Source organism: Arthrobacter sp. SPG23 (genome assembly GCF_000876655.1).
GTDB lineage: Bacteria > Actinomycetota > Actinomycetes > Actinomycetales > Micrococcaceae > Arthrobacter.
Map to the genome: position 1 here is coordinate 64,675 of NZ_JYCN01000002.1, position 19,677 is coordinate 84,351.

Consider the following 19,677-nt stretch of genomic DNA (forward strand, 5'->3'; position numbering starts at 1 on the left):
CCCCGCAGGGCTTCGCGCACGGCTGCGGTGACCCGGATATCCGCAGTGACCACCTCTGCGCCTTCGGCGACGGACGGCCGGCCGACTTCCCGCGGTTCGGGATGGTCAGCCGGTGGCCCAGCGCGACGGCGTGTTCTGCCGCCGCCGCGCTGATCACGCCGGTTCCGCCGATGAACAGGATGTCCGTCGGCGCAGCCACCTTTGCCGGAAAACTCACCAGGCGTAGTCCTCCGGGGCGGTGCGGTGCCCTGGGAAGATGTCGTCGAGGCGCTTGAGCGCGTCGGAGTCGAGCGTCACGTCCAGGGCCCGGATGGCGGCGTCGAGCTGTTCCTGCGTGCGGGGACCGACGATCGGTGCGGTGACCGCGGGCTGGTGCAGCAGCCACGCGAGGGCAACGTCGCCGGGCTCGTGGCCGAGGTCGTCGGCCAGGTCCTCGTACCGGCGGATCTGGTCCTGGTGCTTCTCCAGCGTTTCGGCCGCCCGTCCTTCGGTGCGCCGGACGCCGTCGCGCTCTTTCTTCAACACGCCGCCCAGCAGGCCGCCGTGCAGCGGCGACCAGGGGATCAGCCCCAGCCCGTACTGCTGCGCGGCCGGGATGACTTCCAGTTCCAGGTTGCGGGTCAGGAGGTTGTAGATGGACTGCTCGCTGACGAGTCCGGTGAAGTTGCGCCGGGCAGCGGATTCCTGTGCCTGGGCGATGTGCCAGCCGGCAAAGTTGCTGCTGCCCGCGTAGAGGATCTTGCCCTGCTGCACGGCCACTTCCATGGCCTGCCAGATTTCATCCCAGGGAGTGTTCCGGTCGATGTGGTGGAACTGGTAGATGTCGATATAGTCCGTCTGGAGCCGCTTGAGGCTCGCGTCCAGCGCCCGCCTGATGTTCAGGGCGGACAGCTTGGATTCGTTGGGCCGCTCCGTCATAGTCCCGTAGAGCTTGGTGGCCAGCACCGTGCGTTCCCGGCGCTCGCCGCCCTGGGCGAACCAGCGGCCAACGATTTCCTCGGTCCAGCCGCGGCGGTCGGTGCCGCCGTATACGTTGGCGGTGTCAAAGAAATTGATGCCGGAGTCCAGTGCGGAGTCCATGATGGAGTGCGCGGCCGATTCTTCGGTCTGGGGCCCAAAGTTCATGGTGCCCAGGCACAGGCGTGAAACCTGAAGGCCGGAGCGGCCAAGATGTGTGTACTGCATGCTGAGATGTCCTATCTGTCTGTGATCGAGCTTGTCCGGTGGTTGAGCCTGTCGAGATCGGTTTCGACAGGCTCAACCACCGACGGTCGGCTACATCTGGCTGAAAGCGGCAACGGCGGGGTCGGCGCCCGCACGGGCGCCCGACTCCAGGGCGGTGATTTCGCTGAGTTCGGCGGCGGAGAGTTCGACGGCGACGGCCCCCAGGTTCTCCCGCATGCGCTTCGAGTCGGCTGACTTGGGGATGACGATGGTTCCCTGGGCAAGGTGCCAGGCCAGCACCACCTGGGCCGGGGTGACGTCGTATTTGCCGGCAAGGTCTTTCACCGCCGCTGCGTTCAGGTCGGCTCCCTGGCCGAGCGGGCTGTACGCCTCAACGGCAATGCCGAGTTCCCTGCACTTGGCGGCCAGCTCCTGCTGCTGGAAAGTGGGGTGGATTTCGAACTGGTTCACAGCCGGGACGACGTCCGCCGCCGGGAGGAGCGTGTCCAGGTGGTCTGCGAGGAAGTTGGAGACGCCGATTGCGCGGATCTGGCTGTTGGCGTAGAGCTTTTCCATCGCTTTCCAGGCTTCGGTGAAGAGCCCCTGGGAGGGTACCGGCCAGTGGATCAGGTAGAGGTCCACGAACTCGACGCCGAGTGCCTTGCGGCTGTTCTGGAACGCCTCATGGGCGTTGCCCTGTTCGCCATTGCGGAGCTTGGTGGTGATGAAGATATCCTCGCGGGGAATACCTGATGCTGCGATGGCAGCACCCACCCCGGCCTCGTTCCGGTAGGCGGCAGCGGTATCGATGTGCCGGTAGCCCGCTTCGAGCGCATCTTCGACGATGCGCTGTGTCTCTTCCGGCGGAACCTGGAACACGCCGAAGCCGAGTTGCGGGATCTGGACCCCGTTGTTGAGGGTCACCTGCGGGATGGTGTTTTGGTGCGTCTGGGACATCGTCAGTTCTTCCGGTCGAAGGGATCGTCGAAGGGCAAGCGGGAAACCGCTTTCGTGCTGGCTATGTTCCGAGCCTATGCACTTTGCACCGCACTGTCAGTAGGGGTGCCTGTTCCTGTTTTTCCTAGGACTGGCAGTCCTACGTTCGTTGTATAAATCAGGCTTCCTGGCCGTGCACAATGGAAGGCATGGGTCAGAGCGCCGAGTTTGGAAAATTCCTGAAGGCCATGAGGTCACGGCTGAAGCCGGAGGACGCCGGGTTGCCCGGAACCTCCGGCGCCCGACGGGTTCCGGGGCTGCGCCGCGAGGAGATAGCCCGGCTGGCGGATGTGAGCACGGACTATTACACGCGCCTGGAGCAGGGCCGTAACATCCACCCGTCAAGGGCGGTGCTCGATTCAGTGGCGCGGGCCCTGCGCCTGGATTCCAGCGAACAGGCGCACATGATGGACCTTCTGGAGAACTGTGCGGAATCGCAGCGCTCACCGATTCCGGCCCAGGGTGTCCGCCCGGCCCTCCGCCAGCTCCTCGGCGCGGTGGGTGACGTTCCCGCGCTGGTTTTGGGCCGCCGGAGCGACGTGCTGGCCGGCAACCCGCTGGCCTTCCTGCTGTTTGCGGATTTCCCGTCCATGCCGGCAGGGGAGCGAAACCTCACGCGCTGGCTGATGCTGGACCCGCGCGCCCGTGAACTGTTCCCGGACTGGAAGGCCGTGGCAGCGGAGGCCGTCGGAGCCCTGCGCGGGGACGTTGGCCGCCACCCGAATGATGCCCAGGCAAACCAGCTGGTGGGTGAACTTGCGGTGCACAGCGAACACTTCCGCCAGTGGTGGGCCGGGCACCGCGTGGCTGCTCCGTCGGCGGGAAGCATACGGCTCCGCCACCCGGTGGTGGGAGACCTGGAGCTGGACTTTGAAAACCTGGTGCTGCCGGAGGACCCGGACCAGGTCCTCCGAATATTTTCCGCAAAGCCGGGTTCGCCGTCGGCCGATTCGTTGACGCTGCTGGGCAGCTTCGGTGCCGGCATCGAGGACGTAGCGTCTACGGCGGCGCGACCGGCTGTGCAGCTGCCACATGAACCCGGCTGATTCTGGGCAAACGCCCATTGGGGGAGTGCGGTGGGTTTCCTAGCCTTGGGGTGGAACTTTTTCACTATCAAGGATGGGATTCAACGATGAAGCGCATCGCACTGCTCCGCGAACGGGTGGCCACCGCCGGCGCCACAGGAACCCACTGCCCGGCCTCCGGACTGTGGGCCCCCGTGGACGCACCGCATGACGGCCACACCTTTTTTGAAGGACACATCTTCCCGTCCTACAACGGTTCGCCTACCGTGTGGCGCCGCCTGACGTCACGGGATACGTCCCGCTGAACTCCGCGGTTTCAGCGCTCCAGGCGGAATCCCAGTTTGATGGTCACCTGCCAGTCGGCCACCTGTCCGTTTTCAAGATGACCGCGGATTTCCTTGACCTCGAACCAGTCCAGGTTGCGGAGGGTCTTGGCGGCCTCGGCGATCCCGTTGCGGACGGCAGCGTCCACGCCTTCGTTTGAAGTCCCGACAATTTCAGAAATGCTGTAGGTGTGATTCGACAACTTCGCTCCTCATAATCTCCATTGACACCCGGAACTGCGGGGCGTCCCTGCAGATTAGCGGACGCAGGGCGGCGCGACTAGGGCTTTGCGGCGGCTATCGGAGCCGGAGGTTTCCGCCGCCACGGCCTGGTGGCCGCAGCCCTGAGGCCCGGCGGCCGAGACTCAACGGTCGGGCCCGGTGGGGAGCGGGCCGCCGGAGAACGGGCCGGCGGGGAAGGGGCCGTGCGCGACGCCTGGACCGAATATGGGCCCGGGTTCGGGTCGTTTGGCTTTAAGGCCCAGGTTCGCGGGCCGTTGCCGGACCCGGCGCACCACCCACGGGAAGAGGTAGTCCTTGGCCCAGACCAGGTCGCTGCTCCTGGCCTGCCGCCAGCTGCTGGCGGGCAGCACCTTGGGCTCCAGCGGCTTGAGGGTGTGGGGCACGTTCAGTGTTTCCAGCACCATGGCCGCGATGGTGTGGTGGCCCAGCGGGGAAAAATGGAGGCGGTCGGGATCCCACATGTGCGGAGCCGCCAACTGTCGCAGCGTCCACAGGTCGGCCACCACGCCGTCGTGGCGGGCCGCTATGGTGCGAAGGTTTTCGTTGAAGATGGCCACCTTGCCGCGGATCCGGCCGAACACGGGGGTGCCTCCCCAGTCCGGGCCGGTGAACAGCACCACTGTTGCCCCGGTGGCACTGAGGAGTCCTATGGCCGGCTCCAGCTTTTCCGCCAGCTTGTCCGGATCGCTGCCGCGGAAGACGATGTCGTTGCCTCCGGCTGAGAGCGTGACCAGGTCCGGTTTAAGTTCCAGGGCCGGCCCTAACTGGTCATCCACGATCTGCTGCAACAGGCGGCCCCTGACCGCCAGGTTTGCGTAGGCGAAGTCCTGGTGGCCCAGGCTCAGCTCTTCCGCAACCCGGTCTGCCCAGCCCCGGACACCGCCGGGGCTTCGCGGCTCCGGATCGCCGTAACCCTCCGTAAATGAATCACCTAGTGCCACGTATCGGTTCCAGGGGTGCGGAGCCGGAGTGCTCGACGCGGAGGGTGTTCGCGCCGGTCCAGGAATGCTGAACGTACTCACGTTCCCATGGTGACCCCATCGGGGGCCCAAGAACAGGGTCGAAGGGCGCAATTCCCTGCGAACCGCAGGGCCGTCGGGCGGTGTGATTCCAGTGACATCAGCCGGAATCGATACCAAGGGGGGTATATGATAGTAGAAGTCCTAGAATCACGGAGGAAGCAATGGAACTCGATCCCACCGACATGAAGCCGGTCATCAACCGCCTGCGCCGCGCCCAGGGGCAGCTCGCGGCTGTAACCCGAATGATTGAAGAGGGCCGCGACTGCAAGAGCGTGGTCACACAGCTTGCCGCTGTTTCCAGTGCCCTGGACAGGGCCGGGTTCTCCATCATCGCCACCGGCCTGCAGCAGTGCCTCCAGCAGGAGGACCCCAGCCTGGACAAGGCTGAACTGGAGAAGCTCTTCCTCTCCCTCGCCTGAGGGCTAAGCCGTCAGGCGGTCTTCGCCTCAAGCACGTACGTCTTCAGGTCGTCCAGCGTCTGCTGCATGTGGGCGTCCATGGCGCTGCGCGAGCGTCCGGCGTCCCGCGATTCCAGCGCCTCGGCAATGGCCTGGTGGTGCCCGATCGCATGCTCCTGGATGTCGCGGAACTTGGACGTCTGCGTCCGGCGCTTCTCCAGCACGCGGTGCAGGGGCTCGAACAGGACGGCCACAAAAACGTTCTCCGAGGCGCGGAGGATGACGTCGTGGAACGCGAGGTCGGCCTCAACGAAGGCGGCCAGATCGTCGGAGTCATGGGCCTTGCGCATGGCTGCCACGTAGCCGTGCAGTGTCCCGATTTCAGCGTCGCTGATGCGGCCCGCCGCCAGTTCGCATGCCCCCGTTTCCAGCATCCGGCGGAGTTCGATCAGCTGGATGGCGGCGGAGGCGTCATTCACGCCCTCTGACGCGGCGCGGAGAACTGCTTCCAGTGATGCCCAGCGGTTGAGCGGGTTGACGAACGTGCCCCGCCCCCGCTCCACGCTCAGGATGCGCTGCGCTTCAAGCGTCTTCATGGCTTCGCGCACTGTCATGCGGCTGACTTCGTGTTTCGCGCTCAGTTCCAGCTCGCCGGGGACACTGGACCCGGGAGGAAACTCGCCGGCAATGATCCGGTCCAGGAGCTCATCGGCCACCACGCCGACCAGTGATTTACGTGCCAATTTTCCCCCGTTCAGCGGTGAGCGACGATTTGTCCGACAAGTCTACTTGCGCGTCCCTGTGCCTTGTGCCACACTAGCATTCAAATGTTAGATGTCTGACATCTTACAAATACCTACCCGCAGCAGAGATTTCATACACAACGGAGTGCAAAGTGCCCCTTGAAGCAGATGTGCTGGCAGCCTTCCCGGCAGAGGTCCAGATTCCCGCTGAGCTGGTTGCCGACGCTGTAGCGGCGTCCTCGGCAGCCTCCCCCCGAGTGCTCGTAGTGCTCGACGACGACCCCACCGGCACCCAGTCCGTCGCGGACCTGCCGGTCCTCACCCGCTGGGACGTGGCCGATTTCACCTGGGCGTTCGCCCATATCCGGGAGAACCAGACGAAGCCCGCCGTCTACGTGCTCACCAACACCCGCAGCCTGGATGCTGCCGAGGCTGCGGCCCGGAACGAGGAAATCGTCCGCAACGCGCTGGCGGCAGCAGGCTCGTCCGAGACCGAATCCGGCAGTGCCGGTTCCAGTCTCCGGCTGGGTTTCGTCAGCCGCAGCGACTCCACCCTCCGCGGCCACTACCCGCTCGAGCCGGATGTCATCGCCGCCACCGTCGCCGCCGTCAGCGGCGAGGCGACTGACGGCGTCGTCATCATTCCTGCCTTTCCCGACGCCGGCCGCGTCACCATCGGCGGCGTGCATTACATGCGCGGCACCGGGGAGGAAGCCGGGACCCTGACACCCGTTGCGGAGACCGAATTCGCGAAGGACGCCTCTTTCGGCTTCGCCAACTCAGAAATGGCCAAGTACGTGGAGGAGAAGTCACAGGGCCGCTTTGCCGCGGACTCGGTGATCGTCCTGGACCTGAACGTCATCCGGGCCTCCACCGATCCGCACATTTCCGCCAAGGCCATCGCCGACGCGATCGAATCCGCGACGGACTCCACCCCGATCGTGGCCGACATCGTCTCCGAAAACGACCTCCGCGCCCTCTCGCTGGGCCTCGAGGAAGCCGAACGCCGCGGGAAGAAACTCCTCTACCGCGTGGGCCCGCCCTTTGTCCGGGCCCGGATCGGCCAGGAAATCCGCGCCCAGCTCAGCGGCGAAGAGGCCTACGCCGGCAATACCCCCTCGGAAGCCGGTGGACTCATCGTGGTGGGCTCCCACGTGGGCGTCACCACCCGCCAGCTCAAGGCACTCACTGAACAGCACCGCGCGGCACGAATCGTGGAGATCGACGTCGAGAAGCTGCTTGGCGATAGCGCGGCCGGCTACCTTGACGAGACTGTGGACAAGGTGGTGGAGGCGCTGCGCGGAGGCGACGTCATCGTCCACACCAGCCGCCTGCTCATCAAGACCGATGACGCCGCCGAAAGCCTGCGGATCGCACGCACGGTGTCCGCGGCCGTCGTCGCGGTCGTGAACCGCACGCTCAAGACCTTCCCGCCGCGCTTTGTGATCGCCAAGGGCGGCATCACGTCCTCGGACGTCGCTGCGCACGGCCTGGAAATCCGCCACGCGATCGTCCGCGGCCCCATGCTTCCGGGCATCGTCAGCCTCTGGGAACCGGTGGACGGCCCCGCGAAGGGCATCCCCTACATCGTCTTCGCCGGCAACGTGGGGGACGACCAGTCCCTCGCCGACGTCACCCGCAAGCTCAGCAACACCTTCTGAAACCCGGATTTCGACGGGCTCAATCACCGATCTCATTACTCATTCAATGGAGAACACCATGACCAGCAACTACACCATCACCGTCCTGGGCCTCGGCGCCATGGGCCTGCCCATGGCCACCCGCCTCGCCAGCCAGCTCACCGTCCACGGCTTCGACATTGCCGAGCCGCGGCTGAAGCTCGCCCAGGAAGCCGGCATCCGCACCTTCGACTCCGCCCGCGAAGCCTCCGAAGGCGCCGACGCACTGCTCCTTGCAGTTCGCAACGGCGAGCAGCTCAACGACGTCCTCTTCGGTGAGAACGGCGTGGCCTCCGTGCTGAAGCCGGGCGCAGTGGTGATCCTCGGCAGTACCGTGGGCACCGACGCCATCCCGGCCACGGTGGACCGCCTGGCCGAATACGGCGTCGAACTGGTGGATGCGCCCCTGTCCGGCGGCCCCAAGCGCGCCGGCGAAGGCGACCTGCTGATCGTGGTGGGCGCATCGCCCGAGGCACAGGAAAAGGCCCGCCCGGCCCTGGAGTTGCTGGCCTCCACCCTCACCGTTGTGGGCGACAAGCCCGGCGACGGCCAGGCCCTCAAGACCGTCAACCAGCTCCTCTGCGGTGTCCACATCGCCGCCGCCGCGGAGGCCCTGGCCCTGGCAGACGCCCTCGGCCTGGACCAGGAGAAGACCCTCAAGGCGCTCGAAGCGGGCGCAGCGGGTTCGTTCATGCTGTCCAATCGCGGTCCCCGCATCCTGGAGGCCTACACCGAGGAAGGTGCCGAGGTGCTGAGCCGCCTGGACATCTTCGTCAAGGACATGGGCATCGTGGGCAAGGCCACCCGCGCCGCCGGCCTGGCCGCTCCCGTTGCCGCCGCGGCCGAGCAGCTCTACCTCCTGGGCCAGGCCCAGGGCCTCGCCGCTGCCGACGACTCCGCCGTCATCAAGGTCGTCGCCCCCACCAAGCGCACCGCTTAACACCAACTAAAGCCCGACGACGGCGGTCCCCCCTCCGCCGTCGTCGAACCACCCCGTCCGGCCAGCCGCCCTGGCCTGTCAAAGGAGACACCCAATGAGCGCTCTAGCTCTTCTGGCCATAGCAGTAGCAGGCGTGGCCCTGCTGCTCGTGGCAGTGATCAAGTTCAAGATTCCCGCTTTCCTGGCACTGCTTGTGGTCAGCGTCGGCGTAGCCCTCGTCGCCGGGATCCCCCTTCCGGACATCATCAAAACAGTCACGGAAGGCATGGGCGGAACGCTCGGTTCCGTGGCCATCCTGGTAGGCCTCGGCGCCATGCTCGGAAAGATGATCGAAATCTCCGGCGGGGCGCAGTCGCTTGCCGGAAAGTTCACCCAGCTGCTGGGCCCGCGCCGGGTTATTGCAGCCCTCACGGCAGCAGCATTCCTGCTCGCCATACCGGTGTTCTTCGATGTCGGATTCATCATTCTGATTCCCATCATCTACGGCTTCTCCAAAGCTGCGGGCGTGAACCCGGTCAAGATCGGACTGCCCGTCGGCGCCATCATGCTGGCCATCCATGTGGTTGTTCCGCCCCATCCCGGAGTCGTCGGCGGTGCCGGCATCCTCAAGGCAGACATTGGCTGGGCCACGATTTTCGGCCTGCTCATCTGCATCCCCGTGGGTTTCCTCGGCTATTTTGTGGCCAAGAAGCTGAACCGCCGCGAATACAGCATGCTGTCCACCACGGCCGAGCAGTTCCGCCTCTTCGGCAGCGGCAAGTCGGAAGTTGAACAGGATGCGCCCCAGGGCACGTCGACGTCGTCCGTGCTCACCGCCGTCAAAACGGCGCCCAGCCCGGCCATGATCATTACCCTGATTGTCCTGCCCATCCTCATGATCATGGTGGGCACGGTGGGCGCGGTCATGCTGCCCAAGGATTCCTTCGCATCCCAGCTCGCCGCGTTCATCGGCGCACCCCTGATCGCGCTGCTCACGGCGTTGGGACTGGCCTACTACTTCCTTGGCATCCGCCGCGGCTGGTCCTCGCAGCACACCGGTGAAGTCATGGACTCAGCGCTCGCTCCCACCGCTATCGTGATCCTCGTGACCGGCGCCGGCGGCGTATTCGGCAAGGTCCTGACAGTTTCCGGCATCGGTAAGGCGCTGGCCGAAGGACTGCAGTCTGCCGGCCTCCCGGTCATCCTGATGGCCTTCATCCTCGCCGCCATCCTCCGTGCCTCGCAGGGCTCCGCCACCGTAGCCATCATCACCACGGCGGGTCTGCTTGCCGCCTCAGTGGCTGACGGCGGCTACTCGCCGGTGCAGACAGCACTCATCCTGGTCGCCATCGGCTTCGGCGCCTTCGGCCTCAGCCACGTCAACGACTCAGGCTTCTGGATCGTGACCCGCTACCTGGGCCTGTCCGTGGCCGACGGCCTCCGGACCTGGACCGTGCTCACCACCATCCTGGGCGTGGCAGGCTTCGCCCTGACCTTCCTGATCTGGACCCTGGTGGGAGGCCTGAGCGTCTGATGCGTGCCCGACTGGACCACCTGGTTGTTTCCGCCCTCCAGCAGGGCGCAGCCGTCCCGGCCTTCACCTGCTACGACTTCACCACAGCCCTGGCCGTGGTGGAGGCGGCGGAAGAAGCCGGCCGCGGGGCCATCCTGCTGGTGGCTCCGAAGACCGCCGGCACAGCCAACGGGCTGCGGCTCATCACGGCGCTGCGCGGACTGGCCGACTCCGCCGGTGTCCCGATTGCCGTGCAGCTAGACCACGCCTCCGACCTCCGCGTGATCGCCGACGCCGTCGCGGCGGGGGCGGATTCGGTCCTCGCGGACGGTTCGTCGCTGCCCTACGAGGAAAACATCGCCCTGGTCCGCGAAGCGCGCGCCGTGCTGGAAGCACAAGGCCATGCCGACGTCGTGATTGAAGCGGAACTGGGCGGACTGGCCGGTGACGAGGACCGCGCCTTCGGGGCGGACGTCGCAGGGTCTTCCGCGCAGGGCGCCGCCGGGCTGACCGACTCCGCGCAGGTGGAGGACTTCGTTGCCCGCACCGGCGCCCAGCTGCTGGCCGTGGCCGTGGGCAACGTGCATGGCAAGTACAAGGGGGAGCCGCAGCTGCGGTGGGACGTGCTGCAGGACATCGCAGTACGCACCCACATCCCGCTGGTGCTGCACGGCGCCTCCGGCATCCCGGCGGAGGAGCTGGTCAAGGCCGCCGCCATGAACGTGGGCAAGGTGAACTTCAACACCGAACTCCGCACCGGAGTGCTGATCACGCTGGAAGCCGAAACGGGTCCGCACCGTGCCGACGGCGAGAACCTCCAGGGTCTGCTCGGGAAGTGGAACGCCTCGGCCAGGGACTTCGCCGCCGGCGCCCTCTCCACCCTCACGAAGTAGCGGAACCGCAACACTCCCAGCGGGGGAGGCTAGGATCGAGCCATGATCCCGGCCTCCCTCGTTTTTGCGTTCCTCGCTGCCCTGCTGCACGTCTACATCTTCACCATGGAGTCGGTGACCTGGACCCGGCCGGCCACATGGAAGCGCTTCGGGGTCGCCTCGCAGGCCGACGCCGAGACCACCCGTTCGCTGGCCTACAACCAGGGTTTTTATAACCTGTTCCTGGCCGTGGGCGCGCTGATCGGGATGGGCGCGGTCCTGTGGGGCCAGCCACAGGTGGGCTGGACCCTCATCTTTGCCTCCTGCGGTTCCATGCTGCTCGCGGCCGCCGTCCTGGGGCTGAGCGGACGGAAGTACCTCCGCGCGGCCGCCACCCAGGGAACGGCGCCGTTGCTCGCCGTCGTGCTCGGCGTCCTGGGGCTGCTCACCGCCTGACGGGCAAGGCTTCTGGCCCTTGACGGAGGCCCGGCGGACAATGGACAGTACGCAGAGAATCGTTCCGCGTCCATAGGGAGCCCCATGGGTGTTCCGCAGCAGCAGAAGCCGCAGGCCAGCGGAGGGCAGGACCTGCCCGCGCCGGACCGCGACGCCGTGATCGACCTTGCCCGTTTCTTTTGCCTGGCTCTGGTGGTGGTGGGCCACACCATGATGGTCAGCCCCGTGCTCAACCCTGACGGGACCGTCACCACCGAAAACACCCTCGCCCTGCAGGACTGGTTCGAGCCGGTCATCTGGATCTTTATGGTGATGCCGCTCTTTTTCGTGGCCGGCGGTATCACGGGGCTGCAGTCCTGGCGGCGGCTCAGGGCCCGCGGCGGCAACGGCTTCGAATTCGCGCAGGCCCGGTTGCTGCGGCTTGTCCGGCCCGCCGCCGCGCTGCTGGCCGTCATGTTTGCCGGACTATGGGCGGCGCGGCTCTTCGGCGTTGAACCGCAAGTGGTGGAGCTGATCGTCACCGGTGCCGGCATGCCGCTCTGGTTCCTCGCCGCCTACCTGGCGGCCCAGCTGAACATTCCTTTGCTGGCGGCGCTCCATGACCGTGCGCCTTGGCTGACCCTGGCCGGCCTCACTGCGCTCGTGATCGCTGTCGACTGCTTCCGCGGGACCCTGCCGCTGCTGGCCTATGCCAACATCCTGTTCCTGTGGTGCGCCGTCCAGCAGCTCGGGTTCTTCCTCGCGGATGTCCCGGCGGGAAAGCCCGGCGCCTCCACCCTGGCGGGGGTCATCGTGGGGAGCAACCTGCTCCTGGGCCTGGTGACTGGCCTGGGGCTGTACCGCGGCAACATGCTGGTTAACCTGAACCCGCCCAACTTTTGCCTGCTGCTTCTTGGCGCGGCGCAGGCGGCGGCGCTCCAGCTCTCCCGCCCGGTACTCACCGGCGCCGCCTCGGCGCGTTGGGTCCGGGCCGTGGTGGGACTGGCCGGGCGGCGCGCCATGACGGTCTACTTGTGGCACCTGCCGCTGCTGGCTGCCATGTCCGGGCTGCTCCTGCTCACCGATTTCCCCAAGCCGGCGGCCGGGACCGCTTCCTGGTGGTGGTCGCGGCCGGTGGTCCTGCTCGGCGTCATCGCGCTCCTGCTGCCGGTCCTTGCCGTGTTCGGGCGGCTGGAAGAGCGGCCGACGGCGTCTGCCCGCTCCCGCCGCCGGCCGGCGGCCGCGGTGGTCACCGCCGTCGTCGTCGTCTTCATCCCGGTGGTTGACGCGGCGGTCAACGGGCTGACGCTCGCCCTCCTGGGCGGGGGCGCGGCGTGCTTTGCCCTGGCCGTGCTCCTGCTTGGCCGGATTCCGGCGGCGCCCGGCGGCGCGCCGGGCGCCGCCCGCGGACCATTGCCACAGGCGCCTTTTAGTGCCAATGTCGAACCATGACGGAGAACACGGTATCCACTGAAGACACGTTCAGCCCGGACGTCACCACCATCCGGAATGATGACCTCCACCGCTACGAATTGCTTGTCGGCGGGAAACTGGCGGTGCAGTCGCGCTTCGTGGACAGGCCCGGGCACGTGGACTTCATCCACACCGACACGGCGGAGGAATTCAAAGGGCAGGGGCTGGCAAAGGTGCTGGTGCATTTCGCCCTCGATGACGTGGTGTCCGCAGGCAAGCGGATCATCCCGCATTGCCCCTTCATCTACGGCTACCTGAAGAAGCACGACGCCTACGGCCAGTTCATCGACTGGCCTGAGCAGCCGCCCACGGACGAGGTGACCGCTTCCTAGGATTGCGTTCCGGCCGCTGGAGGCCTTGGTGAGGATAGCCATGGCCTCCGCCTGAGTGCATCTGTTCTGGCCCATGATGAACCCGGCTGCGGGGTCTATGGCCGTGCGGGACGGGCAGCTTGTGGCACGGACAACAATTTCGTATGGTTTAGGTGAGTTATGAAGCTGGCTCTTGGATGTCTCATTGGGAGAAACCTTGAACCATAAGCTGCGTGTGCTGGTCCGTGTGGATGTTGATCCCGGACGGGTGACCCTCGAAGTCGCCGGATGCCTGACCCAGGTAAATTACCCAGTGCTGCTGCACATCATGCGCCGTGGCCGCCGGCTCTCGCCGGAGCAGGACATCACCGTTGACCTCCACAAAGCGTCGCACCTGGACCCCGAGGTCCTGATGTACCTGCGCCACATCGCCGGGCAGAACGCTGAAGGCGGCCCCGAAGCTTTCCGGCTCACGCTGGCCGAGCCCGCGGAACTTCCCATCTGCCTTGAGCACGCCGGGCTAGCCGGCGGCGCGGAGTCCACCCTTGACGGGGAAATCAACGCACTCCTGGAAGCTGACGCCAACCCGGGGTTCGACCTCGACGGAGGTCCTGCAGTTGCCGGGGAACAGCGCACCATTGACGGCCTGGAGCTGTCCGAGTACCTCGAGGGGAACCTGGATCCCGCTTCCACAGTCCGGGCGTTGTCCGACGATGCCCTCGGGAAACTGGCCGACGCACTGTACCGGCACCTGGACACCCGCAACCCCTCCTTCGGGGCGCATACCTGGTACGAACTGGCCGCGGAGGAACTTCATCAGCGGCACCTGACGGAACCCGAGGGGCCCTCGCAGGAGGAAGTCGTAGCCGGCTGACCCCGAACCCCGGTTCCGGGACCATAATCCGCTCCGCGCCTTAGCCCTTTTCCGTGCCGGGCGGATATTGTTGGAGTGACTCAGGACAGTCCGCCCTTCCCGCTCCACGGTCTCACACCGGAGCCGGATCCTCACCCGGCGGCTGACTGAACCGACGAGGATCCAGGGGGACAGCCGGGCGTGCTGGGGCGTAATGTGGTGCAATCCGGGCCGGAAGCATGGGGACTTCCGCAGGACCGTCTCAGTAGGCGTGCCCGGGCGGTGGCAGGCCTGGAGATTGTGGGCACCCCGCCGGAAGAGCGGTTCGACCGGATTACGCGCATGGCGCGGCTGATGTTCCGGGCACCCATAGCCACCATCACCATTTTCGACGGCGACACCGCCTGGTTTAAGTCTGCGGACGGCTTTGACGGGCGCCAGGCGCCGCTCAGCCCGGTCTTCTGCAGCACCACCGCGGATACGGGTGAGCGCCTGATCGTGGAAAACGCGGCAGAGGACCGGCGGTTCCGGAACCTGCCCGGCGTCACCGGCAAAGCCCACGTGCGTTTCTACGCCGGAGAACCGCTGGTGGACACGCACGGCGAAGTGGTGGGTTCCTTCTGCATCTATGACGACCGGCCCAGGGCATTCCGGCCGGATGAACTTGAGCTCTTCCAGGAACTCGCGGCCTGGGCGCAGGCTGAACTCATTGAGCGGACCGACCTTGCCCGGGCCAAGGAAGTGCAGGAGGCACTGTTGCCGGGCCGCACGCCCCACATGCCCGGCTACGAGCTGGCTGCCACGTGCACGCCGTCATTCAACGTCGGCGGCGACTACTACGACTGGGCCAGGACGGACTACGGGACCGCGCTGGGCGTGGCGGACGTGATGGGCAAGGGCAGCGCGGCGGCCATCATGGGCGCCACCGTGCGTGCGGCATTGCGGACGGCGTCGGAACTCACCGAGCGCGACCGGGACGGCCGCTACCGGCTGGACAAAGTAATGTCCGGTCTGGCCAGGATCGTGACCGGCGACCTGCTGCGGACCAACATCTTCGTTACTGTGTTCCTCGCACATCTTGACGAGTCGACCGGCCGGGTGGATTTCGCTGATGCGGGCCACGGTTTTTGCCTGGTTGTGGCTCCCGACGGCGGGTTCCGCCGGATTTCCGGCACGGACCTGCCGCTCGGAATCGAACCGCGCGGCAGCTGGAGCCAGGGAAGCTTCACGCTTGCCCCGTCCGAAACAATGCTGATCTTTTCCGACGGGCTTTTCGACCTCTTCGGCGGCGCGGACGACTCCCTGCGCCACATTGCCCTGCTGGCCACTGAACACCCCGATCCCAACGATCTGGTGGACACCATTGCCGGGCTGGCCACAGCTGCCACTTCGGTGGACGACGTAACCGCAATCGTTGTACGGAGGCAGCCATGACACCGCGACAGCTGACACCGCGAGGGCTGACTCTGCGGGAGCTGACGATCAGGCTGATCGTCCTGGCCACGGCCATCCTCGGCCTGAACTACATCATTTGGCGCTGGATGGTCTCGATCAACTGGGACGCATGGTGGATCGCGGTTCCGCTGGTCCTGGCCGAGACCTACTCCCTGCTGGACTCACTGCTGTTCGGCGTCACCATGTGGCGGTACCGGCAGCGGGACACTGCGCCGCCACCGCCCGCCGGCCTGACCGTGGACGTGTTCATCACCACCTACAACGAGCCGCTGGACCTCGTCATGGGAACGGCGCGGGCCGCCAGGAACATTGAGTACCCCCACAGGACCTGGATCCTCGACGACGGCAACCGCGCCGAACTGCGGGCCATCGCCGAAGCCGAAGGAATTGGCTGGATCACCCGCTCCGAGGACTGGGCCAACCGGCCGCGCCATGCGAAGGCCGGCAACCTGAACAACGCGCTGCTCGCCACCGACGGCGAGTTCATGCTCATCCTGGATGCCGACCAAATGCCGGACCCGAAGATCCTTGACCATACGCTGGGCTACTTCAATGACCGCAAGATGGCCTTGGTCCAGACTCCCCAGGTGTTCGTGAATGTGCCGCCCAATGATCCGCTGGGCAGCCAGGCGCCCCTGTTCTACGGCCCCATCCAGCAGGGCAAGGACGGCTGGAACGCCGCGTTCTTCTGCGGCTCCAACGCGATCATCCGCCGGGAAGCGCTGATGCAGCTGGGCGTGATGCGCTACGTTTCGGAAACGGAACTTGCCCTGAACAAGGCGCTCAAGACGGCGGACAAAGTGGTGGCCAAGGCGAGGCGCCAGCTTGGCCCCGGGCAGGAACGGCTGGCCGCGGCACTGAACACCGTGGCGGCTGACCTGCAGCAGGTCCGGCGTGAGCTCAGCGAGGGACAGGCCATTGCCGACGTCACGTACCGCTTCCAGGAGCGCGTGGACGCCGTGGCCCGGAACCTTGTGGCGGAAGACTTCGCGGCGCTGCATGCGGAGCTGAACTCCATTGAGGGGCTTTCCCGGACCATCGACGTCGACGGCTCCCTCGCCGTCGTCGACGACGTTGCGCTGGAAAGGCTTTCCCAGCGCGACTGGTCCCCGCTGGGAGCGGTGGAAACCGTGCGCGTCCTGATCGATTCCGTGAACGCCGAAAAGGCCGGCGAGGCGCAGGCCGTGATGCCGCTGGCCACCATCTCCGTTACCGAGGACATGGCCACGTGCATGCGGCTGCATTCCCTCGGCTGGGAGTCGGCCTACCACCACGAAAAGCTGGCCGACGGCCTGGCCCCCGAGGACCTCGACTCGATGCTGACGCAGCGGCTCCGGTGGGCCCAGGGCACCATGCAGGTGATGTTCCGGGAGAATCCGCTGCTGCAAAAAGGGCTCAGCGTGGCCCAGAGGCTGATGTACCTCGCAACCATGTGGAGCTATTTGTCCGGGTTTGCCGCCGTGGCCTACATTGCTGCTCCTGTCATCTACCTGGTGCTCGGAATCCTGCCGGTGCAGTCGTTGAGCAACGAGTTCTTCCTCCGGCTCATCCCGTTCCTCGTGATCAACCAGATTCTGTTCATGGTGGTGGGACGCGGCGTCAAGACGTGGCGCGGCCAGCAGTACTCCCTGGCGCTTTTCCCCACCTGGATCAAGTCCGTCACGTCAGCGTTCGGGAACGTATTCCTGGGCCGGGACCTGGACTTCCGTGTCACCCCCAAGACGCTGCAGGAACGCAACCGGCTGCCGTGGCACCTGGTCCGGCCGCAGCTGATTGCCATGGCTGTCCTTATCCTGGCTGCAGTTGCGGGCGTTATCCGCCTCCTGCTGGGCCAGGGAGATGTCCTGGGCAGTTCCGTCAACTTTGTGTGGATAGCCTTCGACCTGCTGATCTTCAGCGTGGTCATCGAAGCTGTCCGCTACCCCGGCTATGATGCCTGGCTGGACAGCAACAAAACGAAAGAGGTAAGTCGATGATCGAATTCACCAATGAGACACTGGCCAACGGCGTGGGCGTGATCCGTCCGGTGGGGAGGCTCAACATGGTCTCTGCGCCGCATCTCGGCGCCAACATTGACGCGCTCATCAGTGACGGTACAGTCCGGCTGGTGGTTGACCTGGCCGGCACCGACTTCATTGACTCGTCCGGCCTGGGCGCACTGATTACCGGCCTGAAGAAGACGCGGCAGGCCGGCGGAGACCTCCGGCTGGCCAACCCCACGGCGCAGATCACGGCGGTCCTGGAGATGACCAACCTGAACAGGGTGCTGCAGCCGGTAGCCTCCGTGGACGGAGCCTATTGATGAGCAGCCAGTTCGGCCTGCGGGCCGCCGCGGTTCCCGAAAGCCTGGAGCTGATCCATGAGCTGCTGGAGGAAGTCTGGGTTGGCGAACCCGGGATTGAGCCCATGGACCGGATCCGGTTCGAGACGGCGCTCATCGAAGTGGCGTCCAACATCATCGAGCATTCGCAGCCGGCCAGCACCGACCCCGTCCGGTTCGTCCTGGCGGTCGAATGCGAACCGGAGCGGCTGTATGCCGAATTCACGGACAACGCCCGGCCTGCCGGCATTGACCTGGGGGCGGCCGAACTGCCCGACGACATGTCCGGGAGCGGCCGCGGACTGGCGCTGGCCAAGGTGGCCCTGGACCAGTTTTCCTATGCCAAGGAGGACAAGGGCAACCGCTGGACCCTGCTCTGCCGCCGCAAGTCAGCAGCCACGGCCACGCGTTAGTTCATCTCGGCGCTGGCTGGGAGGGGCGCCAGGGGCAACTGGCTATTAGGCTTCTGCCATGACCGAACAAGTTCCCGGAACCACAGCCCTGATCACCGGCGCCACCGCGGGCCTTGGCGCCGAGTTTGCCCGCCAGCTCGCCGAGCAGGGCCACCATGTGGTGCTTGTTGCGCGGGACGCGGAGCGGCTGCGGGCCGCCGCGCATGAACTGGAGAACAACTACAGCATCACTGTTGAGGTGCTGTCCGCGGACCTGACGGACGACGCCGGGGTGGCCGCCGTCGTCGAACGCCTTTCCGACCCGGTGCGTCCGGTGGAGATCCTGGTCAACAACGCCGGGATCGGCCTGCTGAAGCCCTTCGACCAGAACAGCCTGGACGAGGAACGCAGGCACCTCCGGCTGCATGTCCAGACGCCCATGGAACTGTGCCACGCGGCGTTGCAGGGAATGCTGGCGCGCCACTCGGGCAGGATCATCAACGTGGCCAGCGTTGCGGCCTTCGCCAACCGCGGGAGTTACTCGGCGGCGAAAGCGTGGCAGGTGACGTTCAGCCGCTGGGCCAACCTGGCCTATGCCGGGAGCGGCGTGAAGGTGACTGCGGTGTGCCCCGGTTTCACCCACACCGAATTCCACGAACGCATGGGCATGGACAAGACCGTGGCCCCGCGCTGGCTGTGGCTGCACGCCGATCGGGTAGTCCGCGAGGGACTGGCGGACAACGAACGCGGCCGCGCGGTTTCCATCCCCACGAAGCGGTACAAAATGGTCGCAGCCGCCTCAAGGATGCTGCCCGCGCGGTTCACGTCGGGGCCTCCGCGGCGGCCGGCGAAGTAGCTGCCCGCCTAGACGATATGAAGTGGAACGGTTCCTGCCCGTCAGGGCAACGGTCCATTATCGCCGGACGGTCCTGGCAGCGCCAGCTTCCTGTGATTTGCCGCCTATTGGGGTAGAGGGAGGCGCTGCAGGACTTGTTCCCGGCGGTGATGTCCCTTATCCCGGACGGGCAGGGTCAGGACGAGGACAAGGACGAGGGGGCCGGGGCCTTCTGTTTCACAGGGTCCGTGGGTTGCCGTTGGCGGCTCCCTTGGCCTGTCGGCTTGTCGGGGGTGCAATGGTAGTGCCACATGTGAAGTTTGGGAGGTCCCGGCTATGTTTGAGCATACTTTCATTGGTCTGGATGTTCACGCAGTGAACGTCGTGGGCCATGCACTGAACCCCGCCACCGGTGAAATTAGCAACCACACGATGGCCTCAGATCCTGCGCTGGTGCTGGAGTGGCTCGGCCGGTTCACCCCGCCGCTCAAGGTCGTCTACGAATCGGGCCCGAGCGGGTTCGTCCTGGCCAGGTACCTGCGCGCCGCGGGCATCAACTGCGTCGTTGCGGCGTCCTCGAAACTGCTCCGTGCTCCCGGGGACCGGATCAAAACTGATCGGCGTGACGCCCGGGTGCTGGCCGAAATGCTCGCGGTCGGCTCAGTCACCGAAGTGCGGATCCCGGACCCGGACGAGGAAGCGCTGC

Annotated in this window: 22 protein-coding genes; 17 read left to right on the forward strand and 5 right to left on the reverse strand. The window is 66.1% G+C overall.

All coding sequences use genetic code 11. The features are described from left to right. Window positions 1-213: 213 nt before the first annotated feature. Entirely contained in the window at window positions 214-1,185 is a 972-nt protein-coding gene (locus TV39_RS01145) for an aldo/keto reductase (protein ID WP_043477164.1), read from the reverse strand. Window positions 1,186-1,275: 90 nt separating this feature from the next. After that, window positions 1,276-2,121 carry an aldo/keto reductase gene (locus TV39_RS01150; protein WP_200890922.1) on the reverse strand — a complete coding sequence of 282 codons (846 nt, stop codon included), beginning with the start codon at window positions 2,119-2,121 and terminating at the stop codon, window positions 1,276-1,278. 188 nt (window positions 2,122-2,309) lie between these two features. On the opposite strand from TV39_RS01150, the gene TV39_RS01155 reads away from it, so the two are divergent. Both TV39_RS01155 and TV39_RS01160 read left to right on the forward strand, forming a co-directional pair. Then, entirely contained in the window at window positions 2,310-3,206 is an 897-nt protein-coding gene (locus TV39_RS01155) for a helix-turn-helix transcriptional regulator (RefSeq protein WP_235347234.1), read from the forward strand. Between the two features lie 86 nt (window positions 3,207-3,292). Next, window positions 3,293-3,490 carry a hypothetical protein gene (locus TV39_RS01160; RefSeq protein WP_043477168.1) on the forward strand — a complete coding sequence of 66 codons (198 nt, stop codon included), beginning with the start codon at window positions 3,293-3,295 and terminating at the stop codon, window positions 3,488-3,490. Window positions 3,491-3,501: 11 nt separating this feature from the next. On the opposite strand, the gene TV39_RS01165 is transcribed toward TV39_RS01160, so the two are convergent. Together TV39_RS01165 and TV39_RS01170 are read right to left on the reverse strand one after the other, a co-directional pair. Next, entirely contained in the window at window positions 3,502-3,711 is a 210-nt protein-coding gene (locus TV39_RS01165; RefSeq protein WP_011690139.1) for a dodecin, read from the reverse strand. A 162-nt stretch (window positions 3,712-3,873) separates the two neighbouring features. Beyond that, window positions 3,874-4,773 (reverse strand): SGNH/GDSL hydrolase family protein, encoded by a 900-nt coding sequence (locus tag TV39_RS01170; protein WP_442853476.1) that lies wholly within the window; start codon window positions 4,771-4,773, stop codon window positions 3,874-3,876. Between the two features lie 161 nt (window positions 4,774-4,934). Here TV39_RS01170 and TV39_RS01175 point away from each other — a divergent pair, with 161 nt between their 5' ends. Continuing rightward, window positions 4,935-5,192 carry a metal-sensitive transcriptional regulator gene (locus TV39_RS01175; protein WP_043477171.1) on the forward strand — a complete coding sequence of 86 codons (258 nt, stop codon included), beginning with the start codon at window positions 4,935-4,937 and terminating at the stop codon, window positions 5,190-5,192. Between the two features lie 11 nt (window positions 5,193-5,203). On the opposite strand, the gene TV39_RS01180 is transcribed toward TV39_RS01175, so the two are convergent. Beyond that, window positions 5,204-5,914: a FadR/GntR family transcriptional regulator gene (locus TV39_RS01180; RefSeq protein WP_043477175.1), complete on the reverse strand. Its 711-nt coding sequence runs from the start codon at window positions 5,912-5,914 to the stop codon at window positions 5,204-5,206. Between the two features lie 152 nt (window positions 5,915-6,066). Here TV39_RS01180 and TV39_RS01185 point away from each other — a divergent pair, with 152 nt between their 5' ends. The 14 genes from TV39_RS01185 to TV39_RS01250 form a co-directional block, all read left to right on the forward strand. Continuing rightward, window positions 6,067-7,575 (forward strand): four-carbon acid sugar kinase family protein, encoded by a 1,509-nt coding sequence (locus TV39_RS01185; protein ID WP_043477178.1) that lies wholly within the window; start codon window positions 6,067-6,069, stop codon window positions 7,573-7,575. 58 nt (window positions 7,576-7,633) lie between these two features. Then, entirely contained in the window at window positions 7,634-8,533 is a 900-nt protein-coding gene (locus TV39_RS01190) for an NAD(P)-dependent oxidoreductase (protein ID WP_043477181.1), read from the forward strand. 94 nt (window positions 8,534-8,627) lie between these two features. Further along, window positions 8,628-10,046, forward strand: a complete 1,419-nt coding sequence (locus TV39_RS01195; RefSeq protein ID WP_043477184.1) for a GntP family transporter — start codon at window positions 8,628-8,630, stop codon at window positions 10,044-10,046. Continuing rightward, window positions 10,046-10,918, forward strand: a complete 873-nt coding sequence (locus TV39_RS01200; RefSeq protein WP_043477187.1) for a class II fructose-bisphosphate aldolase — start codon at window positions 10,046-10,048, stop codon at window positions 10,916-10,918. The genes TV39_RS01195 and TV39_RS01200 overlap by 1 nt, the downstream gene beginning before the upstream one ends. Window positions 10,919-10,960: 42 nt before the next feature. Next, on the forward strand, window positions 10,961-11,353 hold the full coding sequence (locus TV39_RS01205; protein WP_043477190.1) for a DUF1304 domain-containing protein: 393 nt from the start codon (window positions 10,961-10,963) through the stop codon (window positions 11,351-11,353). 84 nt (window positions 11,354-11,437) lie between these two features. Next, complete coding sequence (locus tag TV39_RS01210) at window positions 11,438-12,784, forward strand: acyltransferase family protein (protein WP_052500450.1); 1,347 nt, start codon at window positions 11,438-11,440, stop codon at window positions 12,782-12,784. After that, a complete protein-coding gene (locus TV39_RS01215) occupies window positions 12,781-13,137 on the forward strand; it encodes a GNAT family N-acetyltransferase (protein ID WP_043477193.1) in 357 nt (118 codons plus the stop codon). Before TV39_RS01210 ends, TV39_RS01215 begins: the two co-directional genes overlap by 4 nt. Window positions 13,138-13,333: 196 nt before the next feature. After that, a complete protein-coding gene (locus TV39_RS21265; protein ID WP_144406265.1) occupies window positions 13,334-13,990 on the forward strand; it encodes a hypothetical protein in 657 nt (218 codons plus the stop codon). A gap of 261 nt (window positions 13,991-14,251) precedes the next feature. Continuing rightward, the gene (locus TV39_RS01225; protein ID WP_052500452.1) at window positions 14,252-15,403 is read left to right on the forward strand and encodes a PP2C family protein-serine/threonine phosphatase; all 1,152 of its coding nucleotides are present in this window, start codon (window positions 14,252-14,254) and stop codon (window positions 15,401-15,403) included. Further along, window positions 15,400-17,400, forward strand: coding sequence for a glycosyltransferase family 2 protein (locus TV39_RS01230; RefSeq protein ID WP_043477196.1), 2,001 nt, complete (start codon window positions 15,400-15,402; stop codon window positions 17,398-17,400). The genes TV39_RS01225 and TV39_RS01230 overlap by 4 nt, the downstream gene beginning before the upstream one ends. Further along, window positions 17,397-17,726 carry an STAS domain-containing protein gene (locus tag TV39_RS01235; protein WP_043477199.1) on the forward strand — a complete coding sequence of 110 codons (330 nt, stop codon included), beginning with the start codon at window positions 17,397-17,399 and terminating at the stop codon, window positions 17,724-17,726. The genes TV39_RS01230 and TV39_RS01235 overlap by 4 nt, the downstream gene beginning before the upstream one ends. Continuing rightward, the gene (locus TV39_RS01240) at window positions 17,726-18,157 is read left to right on the forward strand and encodes an ATP-binding protein (RefSeq protein WP_043477201.1); all 432 of its coding nucleotides are present in this window, start codon (window positions 17,726-17,728) and stop codon (window positions 18,155-18,157) included. The genes TV39_RS01235 and TV39_RS01240 overlap by 1 nt, the downstream gene beginning before the upstream one ends. A gap of 58 nt (window positions 18,158-18,215) precedes the next feature. Next, a complete protein-coding gene (locus tag TV39_RS01245) occupies window positions 18,216-18,992 on the forward strand; it encodes an SDR family NAD(P)-dependent oxidoreductase (protein ID WP_043477204.1) in 777 nt (258 codons plus the stop codon). A gap of 315 nt (window positions 18,993-19,307) precedes the next feature. Continuing rightward, window positions 19,308-19,677 (forward strand): IS110 family transposase (locus TV39_RS01250; protein WP_144406266.1); only part of this gene is annotated, 370 nt, incomplete at its 3' end.